General features: G+C 64.4%; 20 protein-coding genes. 10 read left to right on the forward strand and 10 right to left on the reverse strand.

Annotated features, from left to right (window positions below):
• The first annotated feature begins 234 nt into the window (after nucleotides 1–234).
• Nucleotides 235–519: a hypothetical protein gene (locus AC16XC_RS00705; RefSeq protein ID WP_484032710.1), complete on the forward strand. Its 285-nt coding sequence runs from the start codon at nucleotides 235–237 to the stop codon at nucleotides 517–519.
• A 15-nt stretch (nucleotides 520–534) separates the two neighbouring features.
• Here the strand turns inward: AC16XC_RS00705 and AC16XC_RS00710 are convergent, their stop codons facing one another.
• Together AC16XC_RS00710 and ruvA are read right to left on the reverse strand one after the other, a co-directional pair.
• Nucleotides 535–834 carry an antibiotic biosynthesis monooxygenase family protein gene (locus tag AC16XC_RS00710; protein WP_484032711.1) on the reverse strand — a complete coding sequence of 100 codons (300 nt, stop codon included), beginning with the start codon at nucleotides 832–834 and terminating at the stop codon, nucleotides 535–537.
• Nucleotides 835–1,017: 183 nt separating this feature from the next.
• Nucleotides 1,018–1,620 carry a Holliday junction branch migration protein RuvA gene (gene ruvA, locus AC16XC_RS00715; protein ID WP_484032712.1) on the reverse strand — a complete coding sequence of 201 codons (603 nt, stop codon included), beginning with the start codon at nucleotides 1,618–1,620 and terminating at the stop codon, nucleotides 1,018–1,020.
• 79 nt (nucleotides 1,621–1,699) lie between these two features.
• Between ruvA and aroC the strand changes: the two genes are divergently transcribed.
• Nucleotides 1,700–2,788 carry a chorismate synthase gene (gene aroC / locus AC16XC_RS00720; protein ID WP_484032713.1) on the forward strand — a complete coding sequence of 363 codons (1,089 nt, stop codon included), beginning with the start codon at nucleotides 1,700–1,702 and terminating at the stop codon, nucleotides 2,786–2,788.
• 74 nt (nucleotides 2,789–2,862) lie between these two features.
• Here the strand turns inward: aroC and AC16XC_RS00725 are convergent, their stop codons facing one another.
• The 6 genes from AC16XC_RS00725 to AC16XC_RS00750 form a co-directional block, all read right to left on the reverse strand.
• Nucleotides 2,863–3,168, reverse strand: coding sequence for a GIY-YIG nuclease family protein (locus AC16XC_RS00725; protein ID WP_484032714.1), 306 nt, complete (start codon nucleotides 3,166–3,168; stop codon nucleotides 2,863–2,865).
• 71 nt (nucleotides 3,169–3,239) lie between these two features.
• Entirely contained in the window at nucleotides 3,240–4,163 is a 924-nt protein-coding gene (locus AC16XC_RS00730; RefSeq protein WP_484032715.1) for a DUF8021 domain-containing protein, read from the reverse strand.
• Between the two features lie 58 nt (nucleotides 4,164–4,221).
• Complete coding sequence (locus AC16XC_RS00735) at nucleotides 4,222–4,977, reverse strand: hypothetical protein (protein WP_484032716.1); 756 nt, start codon at nucleotides 4,975–4,977, stop codon at nucleotides 4,222–4,224.
• Nucleotides 4,978–4,999: 22 nt separating this feature from the next.
• On the reverse strand, nucleotides 5,000–5,314 hold the full coding sequence (locus AC16XC_RS00740) for a Smr/MutS family protein (protein ID WP_484032717.1): 315 nt from the start codon (nucleotides 5,312–5,314) through the stop codon (nucleotides 5,000–5,002).
• Between the two features lie 275 nt (nucleotides 5,315–5,589).
• On the reverse strand, nucleotides 5,590–6,762 hold the full coding sequence (gene mltA / locus AC16XC_RS00745) for a murein transglycosylase A (RefSeq protein ID WP_484032718.1): 1,173 nt from the start codon (nucleotides 6,760–6,762) through the stop codon (nucleotides 5,590–5,592).
• Between the two features lie 7 nt (nucleotides 6,763–6,769).
• On the reverse strand, nucleotides 6,770–7,426 hold the full coding sequence (locus AC16XC_RS00750; RefSeq protein WP_484032719.1) for a Tim44/TimA family putative adaptor protein: 657 nt from the start codon (nucleotides 7,424–7,426) through the stop codon (nucleotides 6,770–6,772).
• Between the two features lie 233 nt (nucleotides 7,427–7,659).
• On the opposite strand from AC16XC_RS00750, the gene secB reads away from it, so the two are divergent.
• The 7 genes from secB (at nucleotide 7,660) to pal (ending at nucleotide 14,717) form a co-directional block, all read left to right on the forward strand.
• Nucleotides 7,660–8,193: a protein-export chaperone SecB gene (gene secB, locus AC16XC_RS00755; RefSeq protein ID WP_484032720.1), complete on the forward strand. Its 534-nt coding sequence runs from the start codon at nucleotides 7,660–7,662 to the stop codon at nucleotides 8,191–8,193.
• Nucleotides 8,194–8,218: 25 nt separating this feature from the next.
• On the forward strand, nucleotides 8,219–9,808 hold the full coding sequence (gene murJ / locus AC16XC_RS00760; protein WP_484032721.1) for a murein biosynthesis integral membrane protein MurJ: 1,590 nt from the start codon (nucleotides 8,219–8,221) through the stop codon (nucleotides 9,806–9,808).
• Entirely contained in the window at nucleotides 9,809–10,831 is a 1,023-nt protein-coding gene (gene trpS / locus AC16XC_RS00765; protein WP_484032722.1) for a tryptophan--tRNA ligase, read from the forward strand.
• Between the two features lie 127 nt (nucleotides 10,832–10,958).
• Complete coding sequence (locus AC16XC_RS00770) at nucleotides 10,959–11,651, forward strand: DUF4136 domain-containing protein (protein ID WP_484032723.1); 693 nt, start codon at nucleotides 10,959–10,961, stop codon at nucleotides 11,649–11,651.
• Nucleotides 11,652–11,751: 100 nt separating this feature from the next.
• Nucleotides 11,752–13,230: a sensor histidine kinase gene (locus AC16XC_RS00775; RefSeq protein ID WP_484032724.1), complete on the forward strand. Its 1,479-nt coding sequence runs from the start codon at nucleotides 11,752–11,754 to the stop codon at nucleotides 13,228–13,230.
• On the forward strand, nucleotides 13,227–13,913 hold the full coding sequence (locus AC16XC_RS00780; RefSeq protein WP_484032725.1) for a response regulator: 687 nt from the start codon (nucleotides 13,227–13,229) through the stop codon (nucleotides 13,911–13,913). The genes AC16XC_RS00775 and AC16XC_RS00780 overlap by 4 nt, the downstream gene beginning before the upstream one ends.
• Before the next feature lie 285 nt (nucleotides 13,914–14,198).
• Nucleotides 14,199–14,717, forward strand: a complete 519-nt coding sequence (gene pal / locus AC16XC_RS00785) for a peptidoglycan-associated lipoprotein Pal (protein WP_484032726.1) — start codon at nucleotides 14,199–14,201, stop codon at nucleotides 14,715–14,717.
• Between the two features lie 49 nt (nucleotides 14,718–14,766).
• On the opposite strand, the gene dut is transcribed toward pal, so the two are convergent.
• Nucleotides 14,767–15,231, reverse strand: coding sequence for a dUTP diphosphatase (gene dut, locus AC16XC_RS00790; protein WP_484032727.1), 465 nt, complete (start codon nucleotides 15,229–15,231; stop codon nucleotides 14,767–14,769).
• Nucleotides 15,218–16,957 (reverse strand): bifunctional phosphopantothenoylcysteine decarboxylase/phosphopantothenate synthase, encoded by a 1,740-nt coding sequence (locus AC16XC_RS00795; RefSeq protein ID WP_484032728.1) that lies wholly within the window; start codon nucleotides 16,955–16,957, stop codon nucleotides 15,218–15,220. The genes dut and AC16XC_RS00795 overlap by 14 nt, the downstream gene beginning before the upstream one ends.
• A 200-nt stretch (nucleotides 16,958–17,157) precedes the next feature.
• Here AC16XC_RS00795 and AC16XC_RS00800 point away from each other — a divergent pair.
• Nucleotides 17,158–17,552 (forward strand): hypothetical protein (locus AC16XC_RS00800; protein WP_484032729.1); only part of this gene is annotated, 395 nt, incomplete at its 3' end.

Genomic DNA, 17,552 nt, shown 5'->3' on the forward strand with positions numbered 1-17,552 from the left:
TGGAATTCGTTGAAATAGGTCGGTTCGAAGTCCAGCGCCGGGAGAAATCTTGCAGACTTGGCACCAACCGTAAGTTCGACGGTATGCCATCGCACCACGATGTAACCTACCCTGCCTCCAAGTCCCACGCAGGAGCTGGAGCTTTCAGGCATGAAGCGATAATCGCGCCCGACCATATTAGAAGGTCCCTCTAGGACACGTGCGACAAAGCCCCCGGATTCCTCAATGCTCCGCTTGAAGCTGACCTTCAGTACTCGTGAGTCTTCGGGAATCTCTTTGGGTCTGTTCTGCCAAATTAATCCGGAGCTGTATCCATCCGGACCATTCGCCATGCACGCACTTGCCGGATTCCAAATCGACGTTGACGCCAAAATCACCAAAGCAATGACAAAGGAACGGGGAGAGCCAATCATCTCGCCGCCTTCCACATCTGTGGCGAAATGGATGCTGAAACAAGTCCAACATGACGAAGAAGCCGCAGCGCGGCATCGGGATCGTCAGGCTGGCGATCGGGGGTGAGGTCGGGGTTGGCGGTCATGACTCGATCTCTTCGAAAACCCCGAGGCGGGTTTCGTTGCTTGCCAGCCCCTCCAGCTTGCGATCCAACGAATCGTATGCCTCCTCGAATTCACGCCGGAAATGCTCAAAATCGGCTTGAGCATGCCAGCGGTCGACCGTCAGGTAACGGGCGCCGTCGCGAAGCAGCGATGTGCCAAGGTAACCATTCGACCTGGAGAACAATTCCACCCATGGCCCCGCCGGGCCATAGGCTGCCTCGAATGCCTTTCTGTTGGCTTGAGGGACATCATATTCCCAAAGGATCGCGAAAGTCATCTCGCGTGCCGCCAGTCGAGCCCGGGGCCGACTTCCGCAAGCTCGGGATTGCCGATCATGGCAAACCCATCCGCCTCCCGGCCATTCCTGTATCGGTCGGGGCGGTTCATCCCGTCGCCCTCCCGATCAGTGGCGAAATGGACCCTGAACCAAGTTCAGGGTGACGATAGGGGATGGCGCTACTCACCCCGCCGCCCTCTTCAGCGCCAGCCGCACCAGCTGGTCGAGTCCGGCGTCCACGCCCAATTCGCCCTGGGCATGGGCGACCGCCGAGGCCGCCACCGCAGGCTTGAAGCCCAAATTCTGCAGCGCCGAGACCGCATCGGCGCTGGCCGAGCCCGCTGGGGATACTGCCACTGCGGCCACCCCGCCCCCGCCCGGCAGCGCGCCGGCCTTGTCGCGAAGCTCATTGACGATCCGCCCGGCGAGCTTGGGGCCCACCCCGTTCGCGCGCGCAACCTGCGCGGCATCGCCCGCGGCGCAGGCATCGCGCAATTCGCCGGTGGTGAGCGCCGAGAGGATCGCCAGCGCGACCTTGGAGCCGACCCCCTGCACCTGCGTCAACAGGCGGAACCAGTCGCGCTCGGCGCTTTCGGCAAAGCCCAGCAGGCGCAGGTCGTTCTCGCTCACCTGCAAATCGGTGAAGACCGTCACCGCCTCGCCAGCCTCCCCCAGCGCGGCCAGCGTCCTGGCCGAACAATGGACGAGATAGCCGACGCCCGCGACATCGATCACCGCCCAGTCCGCGCCGGTCTCGTCAAGCAGCCCCTTCAGCTTTGCGATCATGTTTTGTTCCTATCGCGCCACCGCCATATGGTCCAGTCATTATGGACACTTGCCCGCAACTGCGCCAAAGGCGAGCGCCATGAGCGTGAACACATCCGGACGCGTGCTGCGCTTCACCACCTGGGGGGAGAGCCACGGCCCTGCCCTGGGCGTGGTGGTCGACGGCTGCCCGCCGGGGCTGGCGCTCGACGAAGGGGCGATCCAGCCGTTCCTCGATGCGCGCAGGCCCGGCCAGTCGAAATTCACCACCCAGCGCCAGGAGCCCGACGCGGTCCGGATCCTCTCGGGCACGTTCGAGGGCAGGACCACCGGCACGCCGATTTCGCTAATGATCGAGAATGTCGACCAGCGATCGAAGGATTATTCCGAAGTCGCCAAGGCCTATCGCCCGGGCCATGCGGACTTCACCTATGACGCCAAATACGGCTTTCGCGATTATCGCGGCGGCGGGCGTTCGTCGGCGCGCGAAACGGCGGCGCGGGTCGCGGCGGGCGCGGTGGCGCGGCTGGTGATCCCCGAAGTCGCGCTGATCGCCTATGTCTGCGAAATCGGCGGCGACGAGATCGACCATGCGAAATTCGACGCGGCCGAAATCGGCAACAATCCGTTCTTCTGCCCCGATGCCGCGGCGGCCAAACGCTGGGAGCGGCTGGTCGACGATGCGCGCAAGGCGGGCTCGTCATTGGGCGCGGTGGTCGAATGCGTGGCGACCGGCGTCCCGGCCGGCTGGGGCGCGCCGATCTACGCCAAACTCGACGCCGATTTGGCCGGGGCGATGATGGGGATCAATGCGGTGAAGGCGGTCGAGATCGGCGCCGGGTTCGGGGCCGCACGGCTCACCGGCGAGCAGAATGCCGACCCGATGCGTCCGGGGACGGAAGGTCCGGAATTCCTCGCCAACAATGCCGGGGGGATCGCGGGCGGGATCTCGACCGGCCAGCCGGTGGTGGTGCGGGTGGCGTTCAAGCCGACCAGCTCGATCCTGACCCCGGTCGAAACGATTACGCGCCCGGATGAAAACGGGAAATCCGAAGCGACCGAGCTTTCGACCAAGGGCCGCCACGATCCCTGCGTCGGGATTCGCGGAACCCCGGTGGTCGAAGCGATGATGGCGCTGGTGCTGGCGGATCACAAACTGCTCGACCGTGCCCAGATGGGAACCCGGTAGCGCGACCAGAACGCGCAGTGCGGGTAGGCGAATCACTCAATTCTTCGTCACCCCGGACTTGATCCGGGGCCCCGCTAGACGCCCGCCAACTGGTCGAACAAATCGGCCCAGTCGGGGTTTGCCTTTTCTATCAGGTCGAACTTCCATACGCGGCGCCAGCGCTTCACGCGCTTCTCGTGAGTGATGCAGTCTTCGATCGCGTCGCAGCGTTCGGCCCAGACCAAGTGCTTGAGGCCGTATCGCACGCAGAAATCCGATCCGGTGCCGGTACGATGCTGATTGATACGGGCCGCCAAATCCGCGGTCATGCCGACATACATTGTGCCGCGGTAGCGATCGGCCATGATATAGACCCAGCCGCCCCGTCGCTCGCGATCCATCAGGGCAGATCAATCGAAGCGGGACCCCGGGTCAAGCCCGGGGTGACGCGTGCGGAGGGCGGGCGATGATGTCAAGGCTGCTCGATCCCCTCGGCGATCGGCCAGCCGCCGAGGTCGAGCTCCGGCGGGAACAGCCGGATATAGGCCTCGACCATGTGGATCTGGCCGTCATAGACCTTGAACATCTCCCACGCGGTGAGCCGGTCGGAGCCCGGCCCGCGCACGTTCCATGACAGGCGCATCATCACGATGCCGAGGCGCTCGTCGACCACGATGTCGCGCACCGTCACCCGGCCGAGCGTCTTGAAGATCGCCAGCGACTGGTTGCCGATATCCGCGCAGCCGGGCGCGAAGCTGCAGCCCGGCCCGGCCATCAGCGCGCCGTTTTCGAGCCGATAGGCGCTGGCGGAAAAGGGCGTGCCGATCGCGTTGAAGGTCTCGCCGTTGGAGAGCCCGCGCGGGTAATGCATCGCGATCCGGATGGCCTCGTCGCGGGTTTCGAGCTGGTCCGGCGTCGGCACGTAGCTCATCGCCCGCGTGGCCGCACCGCCGAAGCCATCGATGTTGAACAGCAGCCCGTCGGCCCGGCTGCGCGTCGCCACCAGTTCGAGCTCGCTGAGCCTGGCCTCGCTATCGACCTTCACCCGCAGCGCGAGAATCACCGGCGCGCCGGCTTCCTCGACCATCACCCCGGCGACGGCCTCGCCCGCGTGCTCGTCGATGATGTCCTGGCGATAGCCGCGCAGTTTGGTGACCGTCCGCACGAGGCCGACCTGGGCGAGCGGCTTCTCCACCCCGTCCTCGGTGACGCGCAGCGTCGGGGCGACGGGCAGTTTGCCGGTGTCATGTTCGACCAAGGCGTAGAGCACCTCGGTGATCTTGCCGCGCAGGCATTCGCGGTCGCAGGCTGGCGCCGGACTGTCGGCAGCGAGCGCCGGTTGGCTGGCAAGCGTGCCGGACAGGATCAGCAGGCACAGTGCAAGGACGATTCTCACGGTTTCTCTCTCCCCCATGACCGGGCGTTGCGCCGGTCGATCGACTTATAGACCCAAGCTAGCGATAGTGAACCAGGCTCAGGATCGCGCCGCCAAATTGGTCGAACCAGGCCGAGCCGACGACCGCCTCGTGGACCAGGCCCTCCAGCAAAATCCATCCTGCCCCGAATAGCGAATAGCGACCGATCCTCCCCGTGCTGCGCTTCTCCTGTATGAGGATCGCCGCCGCCATGCTCCATAGCGTGAGATAGAGCCAGAAGGTCGGGATCGGATCGTCGAGCCCCAGCGCGTTCGCCCAGAAACGGTTCACGCCGGGCGGGATCACCGGGAGCATCGCGAACAGGATCATGCGTTTGTGAATCTGCGGGCGGTCGCGATTGCGGATCGCCATGGTGAACATGACGGCAAAGCCCGCGAAGGCGAGCAGGCCGAGATAGAGTCCGTCGGTTCCCGGCGGCCGTCCGGCGAAATACCCCGCGCCCGAGGCGATCAGCTGCATCGCCAGGCCCATCATGATGACCGCCGTGCCATGCGCCACGCCCCACAGGCCGAGCGAACGGTGCAGCTTTACATTGCCCGCGCTCACCAGCCCGGCCTGCGTCACCAGCAGCAGCATCCAGCTGACGAACAGCACGGCGTGCAGATGCACCACCGGCGGCGCGGGCGGGAAATTGCCCTGCAGCGCCGGCACGAAGGAATGCATCCCGAACCCGCCGAACACGAAAAAGCACATCGCCAGCGTCATCGAGACGAAGAAGGACGGGCGGAACGGGCGGCTGCGCGCAGGAATCAAGGCCTCGGCAGGCATGGTCACGGCACTCCCTCCCTCGCGGCAATCAGCGGCGTCGCTTGAGTATTATATACAAAGCGCCCTCCCCGCCATGCCGGCGATGGGCATGGCGGATCGCAGCGATGTCCGCTCCATGCGGACCGGCGGCGAGCCAGTCGAGCACTTTCGCCCGGATCGCCCCGCGCCGCTCGCCGCGATCGGCGTGTTCCACCGGGCGCGGCTTTCCGGTGACGAGCAGCACCAGCCGCGCGCCCATCGCCTTGGCTTGCGCCAGCCCACCTGTCAGCCGCGCATGGGCGGCATCGAGAGTAAGGCCGTGCAGGTCGAGGGTGAAATCGGGTTCGATCTTCGCCCCGCGCAATTTCCGCTCCCAGCTTGAGTCGAGACCCCGTCGATCCTCCCCCAACGGGGGAGGGGGACCGCCGGCCTCAGGCCGGGGGTGGAGGGGCAGGTGCGGTCGTTTCGTGCGTGGCGGAGTAGCGATCTTGGCAGGTGCCCCTCCACCATCCCCGAAACCAGTCCGGGGCTGGTCCCCCTCCCCGTTCCGAGGAGGAACTTTCGCCAGCGGCGCCACCGTCTTCGCCAGCCGCTCCCACGCGGCGCGTTCCTCGCGCGTAAGGCCGCGCGGCGGGTCCATCAGTCCCTGCCGAGACGTTTCAACGTGCCCTTGGGCAGCAGCAGCAGCGCCTGCCCGCGCGCGCTCATCCCCCCGGCGATTGCGCGCGCCTCGGCGCCCGCGCCCCAGAAGGTGTCGAAGCGGTTGACGCCCTTGATCGCCCCGCCGGTATCCTGCGCGATCCAAAGACCGTCGGCCTCGCTGCGGTCCATCGCAAGGAACACCGGCGCGCCGAGCGGGACGTAGGCCGGATCCGTGGCAACCGAACTCAGCGCCCTCACCGGCACTTCGAGCGCGCCCAGAGGACCGTCCCCGGTCAGTTCGCGGAAGAACACCCAGCTTGCATTCTCGTTCATCACCGCTTGCGCCTCGCCGGGATGATCGCGCAGCCAGCCCATGATCCCCTGCATTGAGGTAGGATAGGGGGTGCCGTCGCCGATCTGCCCGCGTTCGCGCAGCGGCCGCCCGATGGCAGTGTAGCCGTGTCCGTTCTGCCCGGCATAGCCGATCCGGATCACGCTCCCGTCGGGTGCGCGCAGCCGCCCCGAACCCTGGATCTGGAGGAAGAAGAACTCGATACTGTCCTTCACCCAGCCGATTTCGAGCCCGCGCCCGGCGAGCGCGCCGTCCTCGATCTCGGCGCGGGTGTAATAGGGGACGAAACCCCGCTCGCCGTCATAGCGCCCAAGCGGCGGCCGGCCGGTCCGCTCGGCCTCAGGCATGTCGTCGGGCCAGGCGCGGACCAGGTCGTGCGGCATGCCATAGACCGGCACGTCGAAACCGGGCTGGCGCTCGCGCACACCCTCGATCTCGGGCTCGAAATAGCCGGTGGCAAAGGCCTCGCCGCGCGCGACTCGCACCGTCTCGAAATATTCGGCGAAAAATCGCGGCGCATCGGTGTAACGCCAGCTGGTGGCCGCGACGCAGGCCGCGCGCCAGTCGTCCGGCGCGGTCAGCCCGCTGGTGTCTTCGCGCAGCAACAGCCTGGGGCAGCTTTCGACGAACGACGCCAGCGCCGGCCCGGCATCGTCCTGCTTGAGATCGAGCGCGCCGATCGAAGGCCCGGCCGCGATCCCGGCCAGCAGGGCGTTGGCGGGAACGGGCAGCGGCTCGGAAATCGGGATCACCCGCCCGCAAGCGGCGAGCAGCGTGGTCGCGGCGAGAATGGCCCAGCCGCGCGCCAGACCGCCCATCGGGAAATCAGCCCTCGTCGGTTTCGTCGAGCAACCAGTGCGGTTCGGCGGACGTGACATCGCGCTTGAAGGTCCACACATCGTGGCTTTCGACCGCATCGTCGAGCGAGCCCGCGACGACATTGCCGTCCTTGTCGCGGGTGACCGCGGCGATGTCGGCGGTGAAATGCAGCGTGATTCGCGCCATCTTGCCATCGAGCGCGGCCGAACGGATTTCGACTTCCTCGATCCGCACCAGCCGGTTGTCGAGCGTCTCTTCTGCCGCTTCGCGCGCGTCGATCGCGCCGATGAAGCTCATATAGACGTCGCTGTCGCACAAATCCTTGAGCAGTTCGCGATCGCCCTTCCAGAAGGCTTCGAGGATCATGCTATAGGCCGCCTTGGCCCCTTCGAGGAATGCCAGCAGGTCGAAACTGCGATCGGCCGCGGAAATGTCGCGCAGTCCGTGATCGACCGCGAACGGGAGCCCCGCGAATTCGCGCGGACGGAACGGCGTGGCGGATTGCGCCGGGCGCGGCTGGCCCTGGCCGGCCGGCCCTTCGGGCTGGTCGAAGCGAGTCGGGATCGGCTCTTCCTCGTGTTCGGCCCGGCGGCCGAGCACCGAATAGAGCCTCAGCCCGAGGAAGGCTGCGATCATGGCCAGGATGACAATTTCGTAAATCACGTCAGTTTGGGTCCTAAACCCCGTTTACCATGGGCATTGTGCATCTGCACACCCGATTTTCCATTCGTGCCTGAAATAGGTACATAATACAAATGAACAACAGGTGCACCGGTATGATCCGCGCAAAATTTGGTTGGTTCGCAAGCGTTGCGGGGATGCGGCATGGGTGCTAGGCGCGCCCGGAACCGCGCAATGGCGCTTCAATTCGAGATTCCTGCGAGAAAGACCCGATCATGGCCGAAGAAGGCGACGTCCTGACCAACCTCAACCCCGATCCCGGAGCAAATGGCGCCGACAAGCAACCGGTTGCCGGCCTGCTTTCGCAATATGTGCGCGACCTCTCGGTCGAGAACCCCAAGGCCCCGGAGAGCTTCCAGTGGAACGAGCAGCCCGAGCTCGACGTGCAGTTCAATATTGCCTCGCGCCAGATCAACGAAGAGGTCCATGAAGTCGAACTGCGGATCAGCGCCAAGGCCAGGACGGCCAAGGGCACCGCCTATATCGTCGAGCTCGCCTATTGCGGGCTGATCGGCTTGCGGAATCTGCCCAAGGAGCAGGAACACGCCTTCATCTATGCCGAAGCGCCGCGGATCCTTTTCCCCTTCGCCCGCAGGGTGATTTCCGACGCGACCCGCGATGCCGGGTTTACCCCGCTGCAGCTCGACCCGATCGATTTCCAGGGGCTTTACCTCCAGCAGCTCCAGCAGAAACAGGCGCAGGAAGCCGCCGCCGGTGCTCCTCCGGCCAGTTCGGGCGATGGTGCCTGAGACCCGCTAACGCGAGGCCGCAGGGATGAGCCTCGTCAGGAATGTCGGAACGATCGGCGGACTGACCGCAATCAGCCGCATGGCCGGATTGGCGCGCGAAATGATCTTTTCGCGCGTGCTCGGCGCCAACGAGGCGACCGATGCCTTCCTGCAGGCCTTCATCCTGCCCAATGTATTCCGCCGCCTGTTTGCCGAAGGCGCGTTTTCGGCAGCCTTCGTGCCGATGTTTTCGCGCCGGCTGAAGCGCGGAGAAGATGAAGGCGAAGACGGGCTCGAGGCGGCCAAGGCGTTCAGCAACGATGTCCTGAGCGTGCTCCTGCCGGCGCTGATCCTGCTTTGCGCGATCGCCGAGATCGCGATGCCGGCGTTCATCTGGCTGTGGTCGCCCGAATGGCGAGGCGATCCCGACCAGCTGGGTTTTGCGACCGATCTCGCGCGGATCACCTTCCCCTATATCCTGGCGATCAGCCTGGTCACGCTGTTTACCGGCATGCTCAATTCGGTTTCGCGCTTCGCGCCCGGCGCCAGCTTTCCGATCATCCTCAACCTCGTCCTCATCGCCGCCTTGCTCGGCGGCGATCGCTGGATGGCGGGAGGGGCCAGCCTGCGCGATGCGGTCTATCTTGTCGGATTCGCCGTCGCCGTCGCCGGCGTGCTGCAACTGGCCTGGCTCTATTACTGGGTCAGGGTCTCGGGCTTCAGACCCAGGGTCCAGTTTCCGAGGATGACCTGGGAAGTGAAGCGGCTGTGCTGGATCGCCCTGCCCGCTGCGTTCGGTGCGGGCGCCTACCAGATCAATACGCTGGTGCAGGTCTATTTCCTGAACGCGCTCGAAGGCTCGAACGTGACCTACATGAACTACGCCGACCGGTTGAACCAGCTGCCGCTCGGGATCATCGGCATCGCGCTCGCCACCGCGATCCTGCCATCGCTGTCGCGGCACATCGCGGCCGATGAAAGCGAGCGCGCCGCCAAGGTGCAGAGCGATGCCATCGAGCTGGGCATGCTGCTCACGGTCCCGGCTGCCGTAGCCATGGCAATCTGCGGCATTCCGTTCATCACCATGATCTTCGAGGGCGGACGATTCACCGCGGCGGACGCAGCCGTTTCGGGAAGCATCCTCACCGCCCTGGTGTTCGGCCTTCCCGCCTATGTGCTGGTGAAGGTCCTGGTTCCCGGTTTCTATGCCAGGCAGGATACAAGGACCCCGGTCTATGCGGCGCTGCTCTCGCTCGCGGTGTTCGTCGCTTTCAACCTTGCCTTCCTGCACCGCTTCGGAGTCATCGGCGTGGCAGCCGCAAGCGCGCTCGGCGCATGGCTCAACGTGCTCATGCTTTACGCCATCCTCGCGAAGCGGGGCCATTACCATGCGCCGGCCAGGCTCCTGTTCAACCTGCTGCGCCAGCTTGTGGCCGCTGCTGCGATGGGCGTGGCGCTGTGGTTCCTGCGCGATCTGCTGACCGGATATTACGGCGCCGGCATCCTGCAACGGATCGCTGCGCTGGCAGGCCTTACGCTGGCTGGCGGGATAGTCTATCTCGCGGTCGCCTATCTTGTCGGGGCAATCGACAGGACCAAGATCAGACAGCTCACACGAAGAGAGACCTCCTCCTAAATGCGTGTCGTTTCCGGAATACAGCCCACTGGCCAGCCGCATCTCGGCAATTATCTCGGTGCGATCCGCAACTACGTCAAGTTGCAGGACGAGGCGATGGCGGCGGGCGGCGAATGCCTGATCTTCCTGGCCGACCTTCATGCGATCTCGATGCCGCACGATCCGGCGGAGCTGCATTCGTCCACGCTTGAATTGGTCGCGACGCTGGTCGCTTGCGGGGTCGATCCCGATCGGGCGGTGCTGTTCAACCAGGCGCAGGTCCCGGCCCATGCCGAGTTGCAGTGGCTGCTGAACGGCACCGCGCGGATGGGCTGGCTCAACCGCATGACGCAATGGAAAGACAAGGCCGGCAAGAACCGCGAAGGCGCTTCGGTCGCGCTGTTCGCCTATCCGGTGCTGCAGGCGGCAGACGTGCTGCTGTACCAGGCGACCCATGTCCCGGTCGGCGAGGACCAGAAGCAGCATCTCGAACTGGCCCGCGACATAGCACAGAAGTTCAACAACGATTTCGGCGCAGGCGAGGAAATCTTCCACCTGCCCGATCCGATCGTTCCGCCCGAAGCGGCGCGGATCATGAGCCTGCGCGACGGCAGCGCGAAGATGTCGAAATCGGACCCCTCGGACATGAGCCGGATCAACCTCGCCGACGATGCCGATACGATCATGCACAAGGTCAGGAAGGCCAAGACCGATTCCGAACCCTTGCCGTCGGAGGCAAAGGGGCTCGAAGGCCGTCCCGAAGCGGCAAACCTTGTCGCGATCTTCGGCGCAGTCGCCGGTCGGGGCGTCGATGACGTGCTGGGCGAATTCGGCGGGCGGGGGTTTGGCGACTTCAAGCCCGCGCTGGGCGAATTGCTGGTCGAGACGCTGGCCCCGATCAATGCCCGCTTCGTCGAGCTCCGCCAGGATCGCGAAGCGCTCGATGCGGTGCTGGCCAAGGGCGCGCTCAAGGCCCGCGCCATTGCCCGGCCGACGCTCGATTCCGCTTACATGGCGCTTGGACTGGTGCGCGGGGCAGGCTAAACTTCGTCTGTCAGGCATTCAAAACCTGTTCAGCACGATTCCGGCAAGAATTGTGCCAACTGACCTGGCACCGCATGCCGGCTGGCACGATTCGAGCGGCCGGCGGGTGCAGATGGAGAGACAGACAATGACGAGCACCAAGAAGCGGGGTCTCGGGCGCATATTCAAGCTGGCGGCGGCCGCCGCATCCCTGGCCGCGCTGGCCGCCTGCACCCAGACGTTCAAGTCCGATGTAACGCGCTTCCAGTCGCAACTGCCGGCTCCGCAGGGCCAGAGCTTCGCGGTCGTCGCCGACGATCCGGCGCTCGCCGGCGGGCTGGAGTTTTCGCAATATGCTTCGCTCGTAGCCGACGAGCTGGCCGCGCTTGGCTATACTCCGGCCAGCCCCGAAACGGCGACCATGCTGGTCCGCTTCGATTACGGGGTCGACAAGGGGCGCGAACGCGTCCGCTCGACCGGGTTTCGCAGCGATCCCTTCTACGACAGCTGGTTCAGCTATCGCCCGTTTATCTACCGCGACCGGACCGGCGCAGCGCGGATCGCCTATGTCCCGACCAGGACCTGGGGCTACGGTTTCTACGATCCGTTCTTCGACGATCGCTATAGCAGCTACACGGTCTTTGCCAGCGGGATCGAGTTGAAGATCGATCGTGCGGCTGACGGCGAACGGCTGTTCGAGGGCCGCGCCGAAGCCCTTTCGACCTCGAACCGGCTGCAATACCTGGTACCGAACCTGGTCGAAGCGATGTTCACCGACTTCCCCGGCAATTCGGGCGAGACCGTGCGCATCTCGATCGCGCCGGAGAAGGACAAGGGCTAGGCTGCCGCCAAACGCCGTTCCGTCAAAAAGCCGTATGACAGGGTCGGCGCCCGGACTGCTATAGGCTCGCGCAGATACCATTAGCCGGCCGAGGGGTCTTGTGAGCGCAACCCGCGCAGGTTTGATCAACATTGTCCTGGACGCCGCGATTTTCGTGGCGGTGAGCTTCTCGTGCTATTTCGCCCAGTTATACGATCGGCCCCGTACCGCGGTGCTGATCTATCTCGTCGGTGTCATCGTGATCGGCGCGCGTTCCGGACTGGCGCACGGTCTTGTCGCCGGAATCGCTGCCTCGGCGATCTTCAATTTCTTCATCAGCGAACCGGTGTTCCGCTTCGGTGCCACCAGCGCCGATGAACTGGTGCCGCTGCTCGCCTTTACCGGGAGCGCAGTCCTGACGGGTGCAATGGCGGGGAAACTCAAGGACAGCGCCCGCCAGGCACGCGCGGCGCAGGATGAAATCGCCCTGCTGCTGCGCCTCAGCGACCGCCTTCAAAAAGCGATCTCGGTCGACCAGGCGGTGCAGATCGCGCGCGAAAGCCTGCCGTTCAACCAATTGCTCGATCTTGAGGTATTCGTCCTGAAGGACGGCCAGTTCGTCAATTCCTCGACCGGCGGGGCGACATCCGCGGCCCGCCGGGACCTGCTGCTCGATATGCGCGCGAATGTCCCGGGACGGCAGTTCAAGACCTATCCGCTCAAGGGTTCGGAGAGTGAGATCGGCGTGGTCAATTTCGAACTCGACGCGATCGAAGACACCGACGAGGCGGTCGACCTTCAGGGCATCACCAACATCCTGGCCCTGGCGATCGATCGCTGCATCCTCCTCGAACAGCTTGCCACCAGTCAGGCGATCCAGAAATCCGAGGAGTTGAAGACGGCGATCCTGTCATCCGTCTCGCACGATTTGCGCACCCCGCTCACCGCGATCGAAGCTGCAGCGAGCAGCCTCAAATCGTTTGAAGCGACATTGTCTGCCCGGCAGAAGGCCGACTTGCTGGCGACGATCACCGAGCAATGCCGCAAGCTCAATCGCTACACCGCGAACCTGCTCGATATGGGAAGGATCCAGTCCGGGATTCCCTCCAACCTGTTCATGCAGGTGGATGTGGTCGAGATATTGGGCGTCGTCCTTGCTTCCTTGCGCCAGGCCTATCCCGAACAGCGCTTCGAAAAGCATATCGGGCTCGATCCGGCTGTGATCAATGCCAATCCCGCCATGCTGGAGCAGTTGATCTACAACCTCGCCGAAAACGCCGTCATCCACGGCGCCAGCGAGCGGCCGGTCGTGATCAGGCTCACGGGAGAAGGGGACATCTGCATTCTCGAAATCATGGACGCGGGCAAAGGGATACCCAGGGAAGAGCAATCGCTCGTCTTCTCGAAGTTCTACCGCTCCGGTGCCTCGGCCCAGCAGGAGGGCAACGGCCTGGGCTTGCACATCGCACGGGGGTTTGCCGAGGCCTTTGGCGGGGAAATCTCGATCCAGAGTCCGCATGCAGACGGTCCCGGCACCAAGATGATCGTTCGCCTGCCCGTAATTGCGGAGCGGGCTGCGACAATCGGCACCTGGGAATGAGGATCCTCCTGGTCGACGACGAAGCGGCGATCTTGCGCACGCTGGTACCGGTCCTCGAAGCGCAGGGCCACACAACCTCCACTGCAACCACGGCTGCCGCCGCATTGGCAGCCGCGGAAGCCGGTGAGTTCGATATCGTGCTGCTCGATCTTGGACTGCCCGATGCCGATGGGGTGGAAATCATTGCCCGCCTGAAAGTGCTGAACGAAGCCATGGTGATCGTGCTTTCCGCAAGACACCTCGAGAAAGACAAGGTTCGCGCGCTCGACGAGGGAGCCGACGATTACATCAACAAGCCATTCGGAATCGAGGAGTTGCTCGCACGAATCCGGGCGGCCGGGCGGAGGCTATCCTCCTCGTTTGGCAAGGCCGATAAATTCCATTCCAACGAGCTGGAAGTCGATTTCAAGCTGCGCGAGGTTCGTTTGCTGGGCGAGGAGGTCAAGCTATCGCCCAAGGAATTCGCTCTCCTGGAAGTGCTGTGCAGGCATGCGGGACAAGTCGTGACCCATCGAAAGCTCCTGATCGCGGGCTGGAACGATCCGCAGGCAGATGGCCAGTACCTGCGAAGCTATGTCGGACTGCTGCGCCAGAAGCTGGAATATGATTCTTCCGAGCCCGAACTCGTCCTGACCGAACCCGGCGTTGGTTACCGGCTGGCTGTTACCCCGACCACGGCCTGAAAAACCACGGCACAATCCCGGAAAAAGGTCAGGATAGCCCGCCCGTGGGACAAAGGGACAAGAACGACTGGCGGGCTATCCTGAGTGCTGTTGACTGTATTCGCTCATGCCCTTGCCAGGAATGAGCGGGTCGTTTCTAGGCGAAGTCCGGGCGGCGCGTTACAGCGGAATTTTTACGGGTTCTCCATAAAAATCCCGTGGTAACGCCGCATGCTTCTGCGCGGTTAGCTTCATCTCCAGCGAACGGGCCCGGCAAACGCCCGGCCAGTTGAATTGGAGAGACCAGTGAGCTTGAAAACCGTTACCCTGATCGTCGTCGCTTCGCTCGGCCTGGGTGCATGTGCCAAGAACCAGTCGCTGGCCGACCTGCCGCCCCAACCCGGAGGAACAACCGGGTCCGCGCAGGCCGGCAGCGGGTCGACTGCCACTGCCATTGTCCCCGGCAGCCAGGCCGACTTTCTTGCCCGCATGAATGGGCGAAACGTCATCTATTTCGACACCGACCGTTTCAATGTCGACGAAGAAGACATGGTCGCCCTGCGGGCCCAGGCCGAGTGGCTGATGCAATATCCCAACACCCGCGCCACGATCGAAGGTCACTGCGACGAGCGCGGCACGCGCGAATACAATCTCGCCCTGGGTGAGCGCCGCGCCAATGCGGCCAAGAACTATCTCGTGAGCCTTGGTATCGATTCCAGTCGTCTCACCACTGTCAGCTATGGCAAGGAACGGCCCGTCGCCTTGGGTTCGAACGAATCTGCCTGGTCGCAAAACCGGCGCGCGGCGACATTGACTATCAGCTAGGTCGAAAGGCCGAACAGCGAGGGCGGGCCCGCAAGGGTCCGCCCTTTTTTTACAGGTTGCGGGCTCCCCCGGTCGAACCGAAGCCGCCCGCGCCGCGCGCGGTCTCGTCGAGCTCGTCGACTTCGACCCAGACCGCCCTTGTAACCGGCGCCAGCACCAGCTGTGCCACGCGGTCGCCGCGATGGATCGCGAAGGGCTCGGTTCCGTGGTTGATCATGATCACCTTGAGCTCGCCGCGATAATCCGAGTCGATCGTGCCGGGCGTGTTGGGGACGCTCACCCCGTGCTTGAGCGCCAGTCCCGAGCGCGGCCGGACCTGGATCTCGTATCCCGGCGGAATGGCAACCGCCAGCCCGGTCGCGACCGCGTGGCGCATGCCCGGTGCGAGCACCACGTCTTCGGCCGCAAGCACATCCATGCCCGCCGCGCCATCGGTCGCATATTCCGGAAATTCGAGCCCCTCGCCATGTGCCAACCGCCTGATCCTGACCGGCACGGCGTCATTTGAGGGCATCGGCGACTTTCTCCATCAGTTTCAGCGCCACCTGTTCCTTCGGCATCGGATCCCAATGGTCGACGTCCTTGGAAGTGATCAGCTTCACGGTATTCTCGCTACCGCCCATCACGTCCTTGGACACATCGTTGGCGACAATCCAGTCGGCGCCCTTGGTTTTCCGCTTCTTCTTGGCGTTGTCGATGAGGTTTTCCGTCTCGGCGGCGAAGCCGATCAGCAATGCCGGCCGCCGTGTATCGGCAGCCAGCGTGGCGAGGATGTCCGGATTTTCCTGGAGGATCAGTGCCGGCGGCGCACTGCCGCGCTTCTTGATCTTCTCGCTCGCGACATCCTTGCTGCGCCAGTCGGAGACCGCGGCGATCATGATCGCGGCATCGGCGGGGAGTGCCTTCTTCACCGCATCGGCCATTTCGCTCGCGCTTTCGACATCGACCCGGTCGACCCCGAGCGGGGTCTTGAGATGCACCGGCCCCGCGATCAGCGTGACCCGCGCACCCAGCGCGGCGGCGGCGGCGGCCACGGCAAAGCCCTGGCGACCGGATGAACGGTTGGCGATATAGCGCACCGGATCGATCGCTTCATAGGTTGGCCCTGCCGTTACCAGCACGTGCTTGCCATGGAGCGGGCGATGTTCGGGATCGGTTTCGAAGGCTGGCTGGCCGGCCAGCGGATCCTCCAGCAATTCCTCGACCACAATGTCTTCGGGCCGGGTCTTGGCTACCGGTTCGGCCAGCGCCGGAGCGGCGCGCGCGGCCGGGTCGTCCACGGTCACCCCATGGTCGTCGCCCTCGATCGGCTCGGGGGCCTGCCCGCCCGCGCCGGTGCGCACCAGGTGGTTGATGGCTTCGGGATCGGTCGGCGGAGCGGACTTGGCCTTGCCCTTCTTCGCGAAGATCGGATTGTCGAGATCGGGCTCTGCGTCGACCTCCTCATAGACATATTCGAGCTCCTCGGGGAGAGCATCGCCGGCCGCCTCGGCCAGATGCGGGTCGAATTCGGCCTCGTATTCGACTTCTTCGTCCTTGATCCTGCGCGGCGTAGCGCGGGTAATAAGCGAGGCGAGCAGTCCGCCAAGCCCGCCGCCGTGGTCCTCTTCTTCCTCTTCGCCTTCCTCCTCGTCGACCGGCGCGGCGGTCGATTCGAGATAGGCGGCGACTTCCACCGGCCCTGCAAGTCCGGGGTCGAGATCGAGCGTGTCGGCGATTTCGAGCCAGACCATCTCCGGCTCGGGCAAGCGGCCCGGGCCGACATCGCCGCAGGCCATTTCGCCTTCGTCGGGCTGCATCACCTTGACGCCGCCTTCGACCAGCTTGGCGACATTGCGCCTCGTCGCCTCGTTCTCCCACATCTTCACGTTCATCGCTGGGATGGCGAGCACCGGCTTGTCGGTCGCGAGGATCAGCGTGGTGCCGAGATCGTCGGCAATTCCGGCAGCCATCTTGGCGAGCAAGTCGGCGGTTGCCGGGCAGACCACCACCAGGTCGGCTTCGCGGCTGAGCTCGATATGGCCCATCTCGACCTCGTCCTTGAGGTCCCACAGCGAGGAATAGACCTTGTTCCCGCTCAATGCGGCGAGCGACATCGGGGTCACGAATTGCGCCCCGCCATCGGTCAGCACGCAGGTTACATCGCCGCCCGCCTTCTTGATCAGGCGAACCAGCTCGCACGACTTGTAGGCGGCGATGCCGCCGCCAACCACAAGCAGGATACGGGGGGATCCGTCCATTTCTACAGAATATCCCTTCCGGCAGGCACAGTGAAGACGCGGCAGAACTGCGTCATATCCGGCCTCCCCAGCACTCGTTTACCATGCTGCATAGCTAGCGATGCAGCTTCCCCGATACCAGCCTTGCCCGATTGTGGTTAAGTTTATCCTAGCGCGGGGGTCCTTCGCTTATGTAAGCTGGCCGGAAGGAGAGAGAAACCATGCGCTTTGCCTTGACCGCCTTGCTGTTCGTCGGCGGGCTGATTTTCACGATTTACGGGCTCGCTTTCCTGTTCATGCCGGCCACGATCGGGGAAGGATTCGGGCTTGCGCCGGATAGCGCCCAGGGCTGGGCCACGCTGCGCGCCGATATGTCGGCCTTCTTCATTGTCGGCGGGGTGTGCATGATCGTGGGCGGCTGGCGCCGCTCGGGCGACGTGCTGCTGGTGCCCGCGATGCTGTTCGGCATTGCCCTGGTCGGGCGGCTGGTCGGGCTGGCGATGGATGGCGCCTACGAGCAGTTCTGGATGCCGATGATGGTCGAAGCCGCGGTGGTGGCCATCTCGCTCGCCGGACACCAGCTGCTGCCGCACCACAAGATGGACGAGATTACGAG

This window comes from Candidatus Andeanibacterium sp. (genome assembly GCF_057143545.1).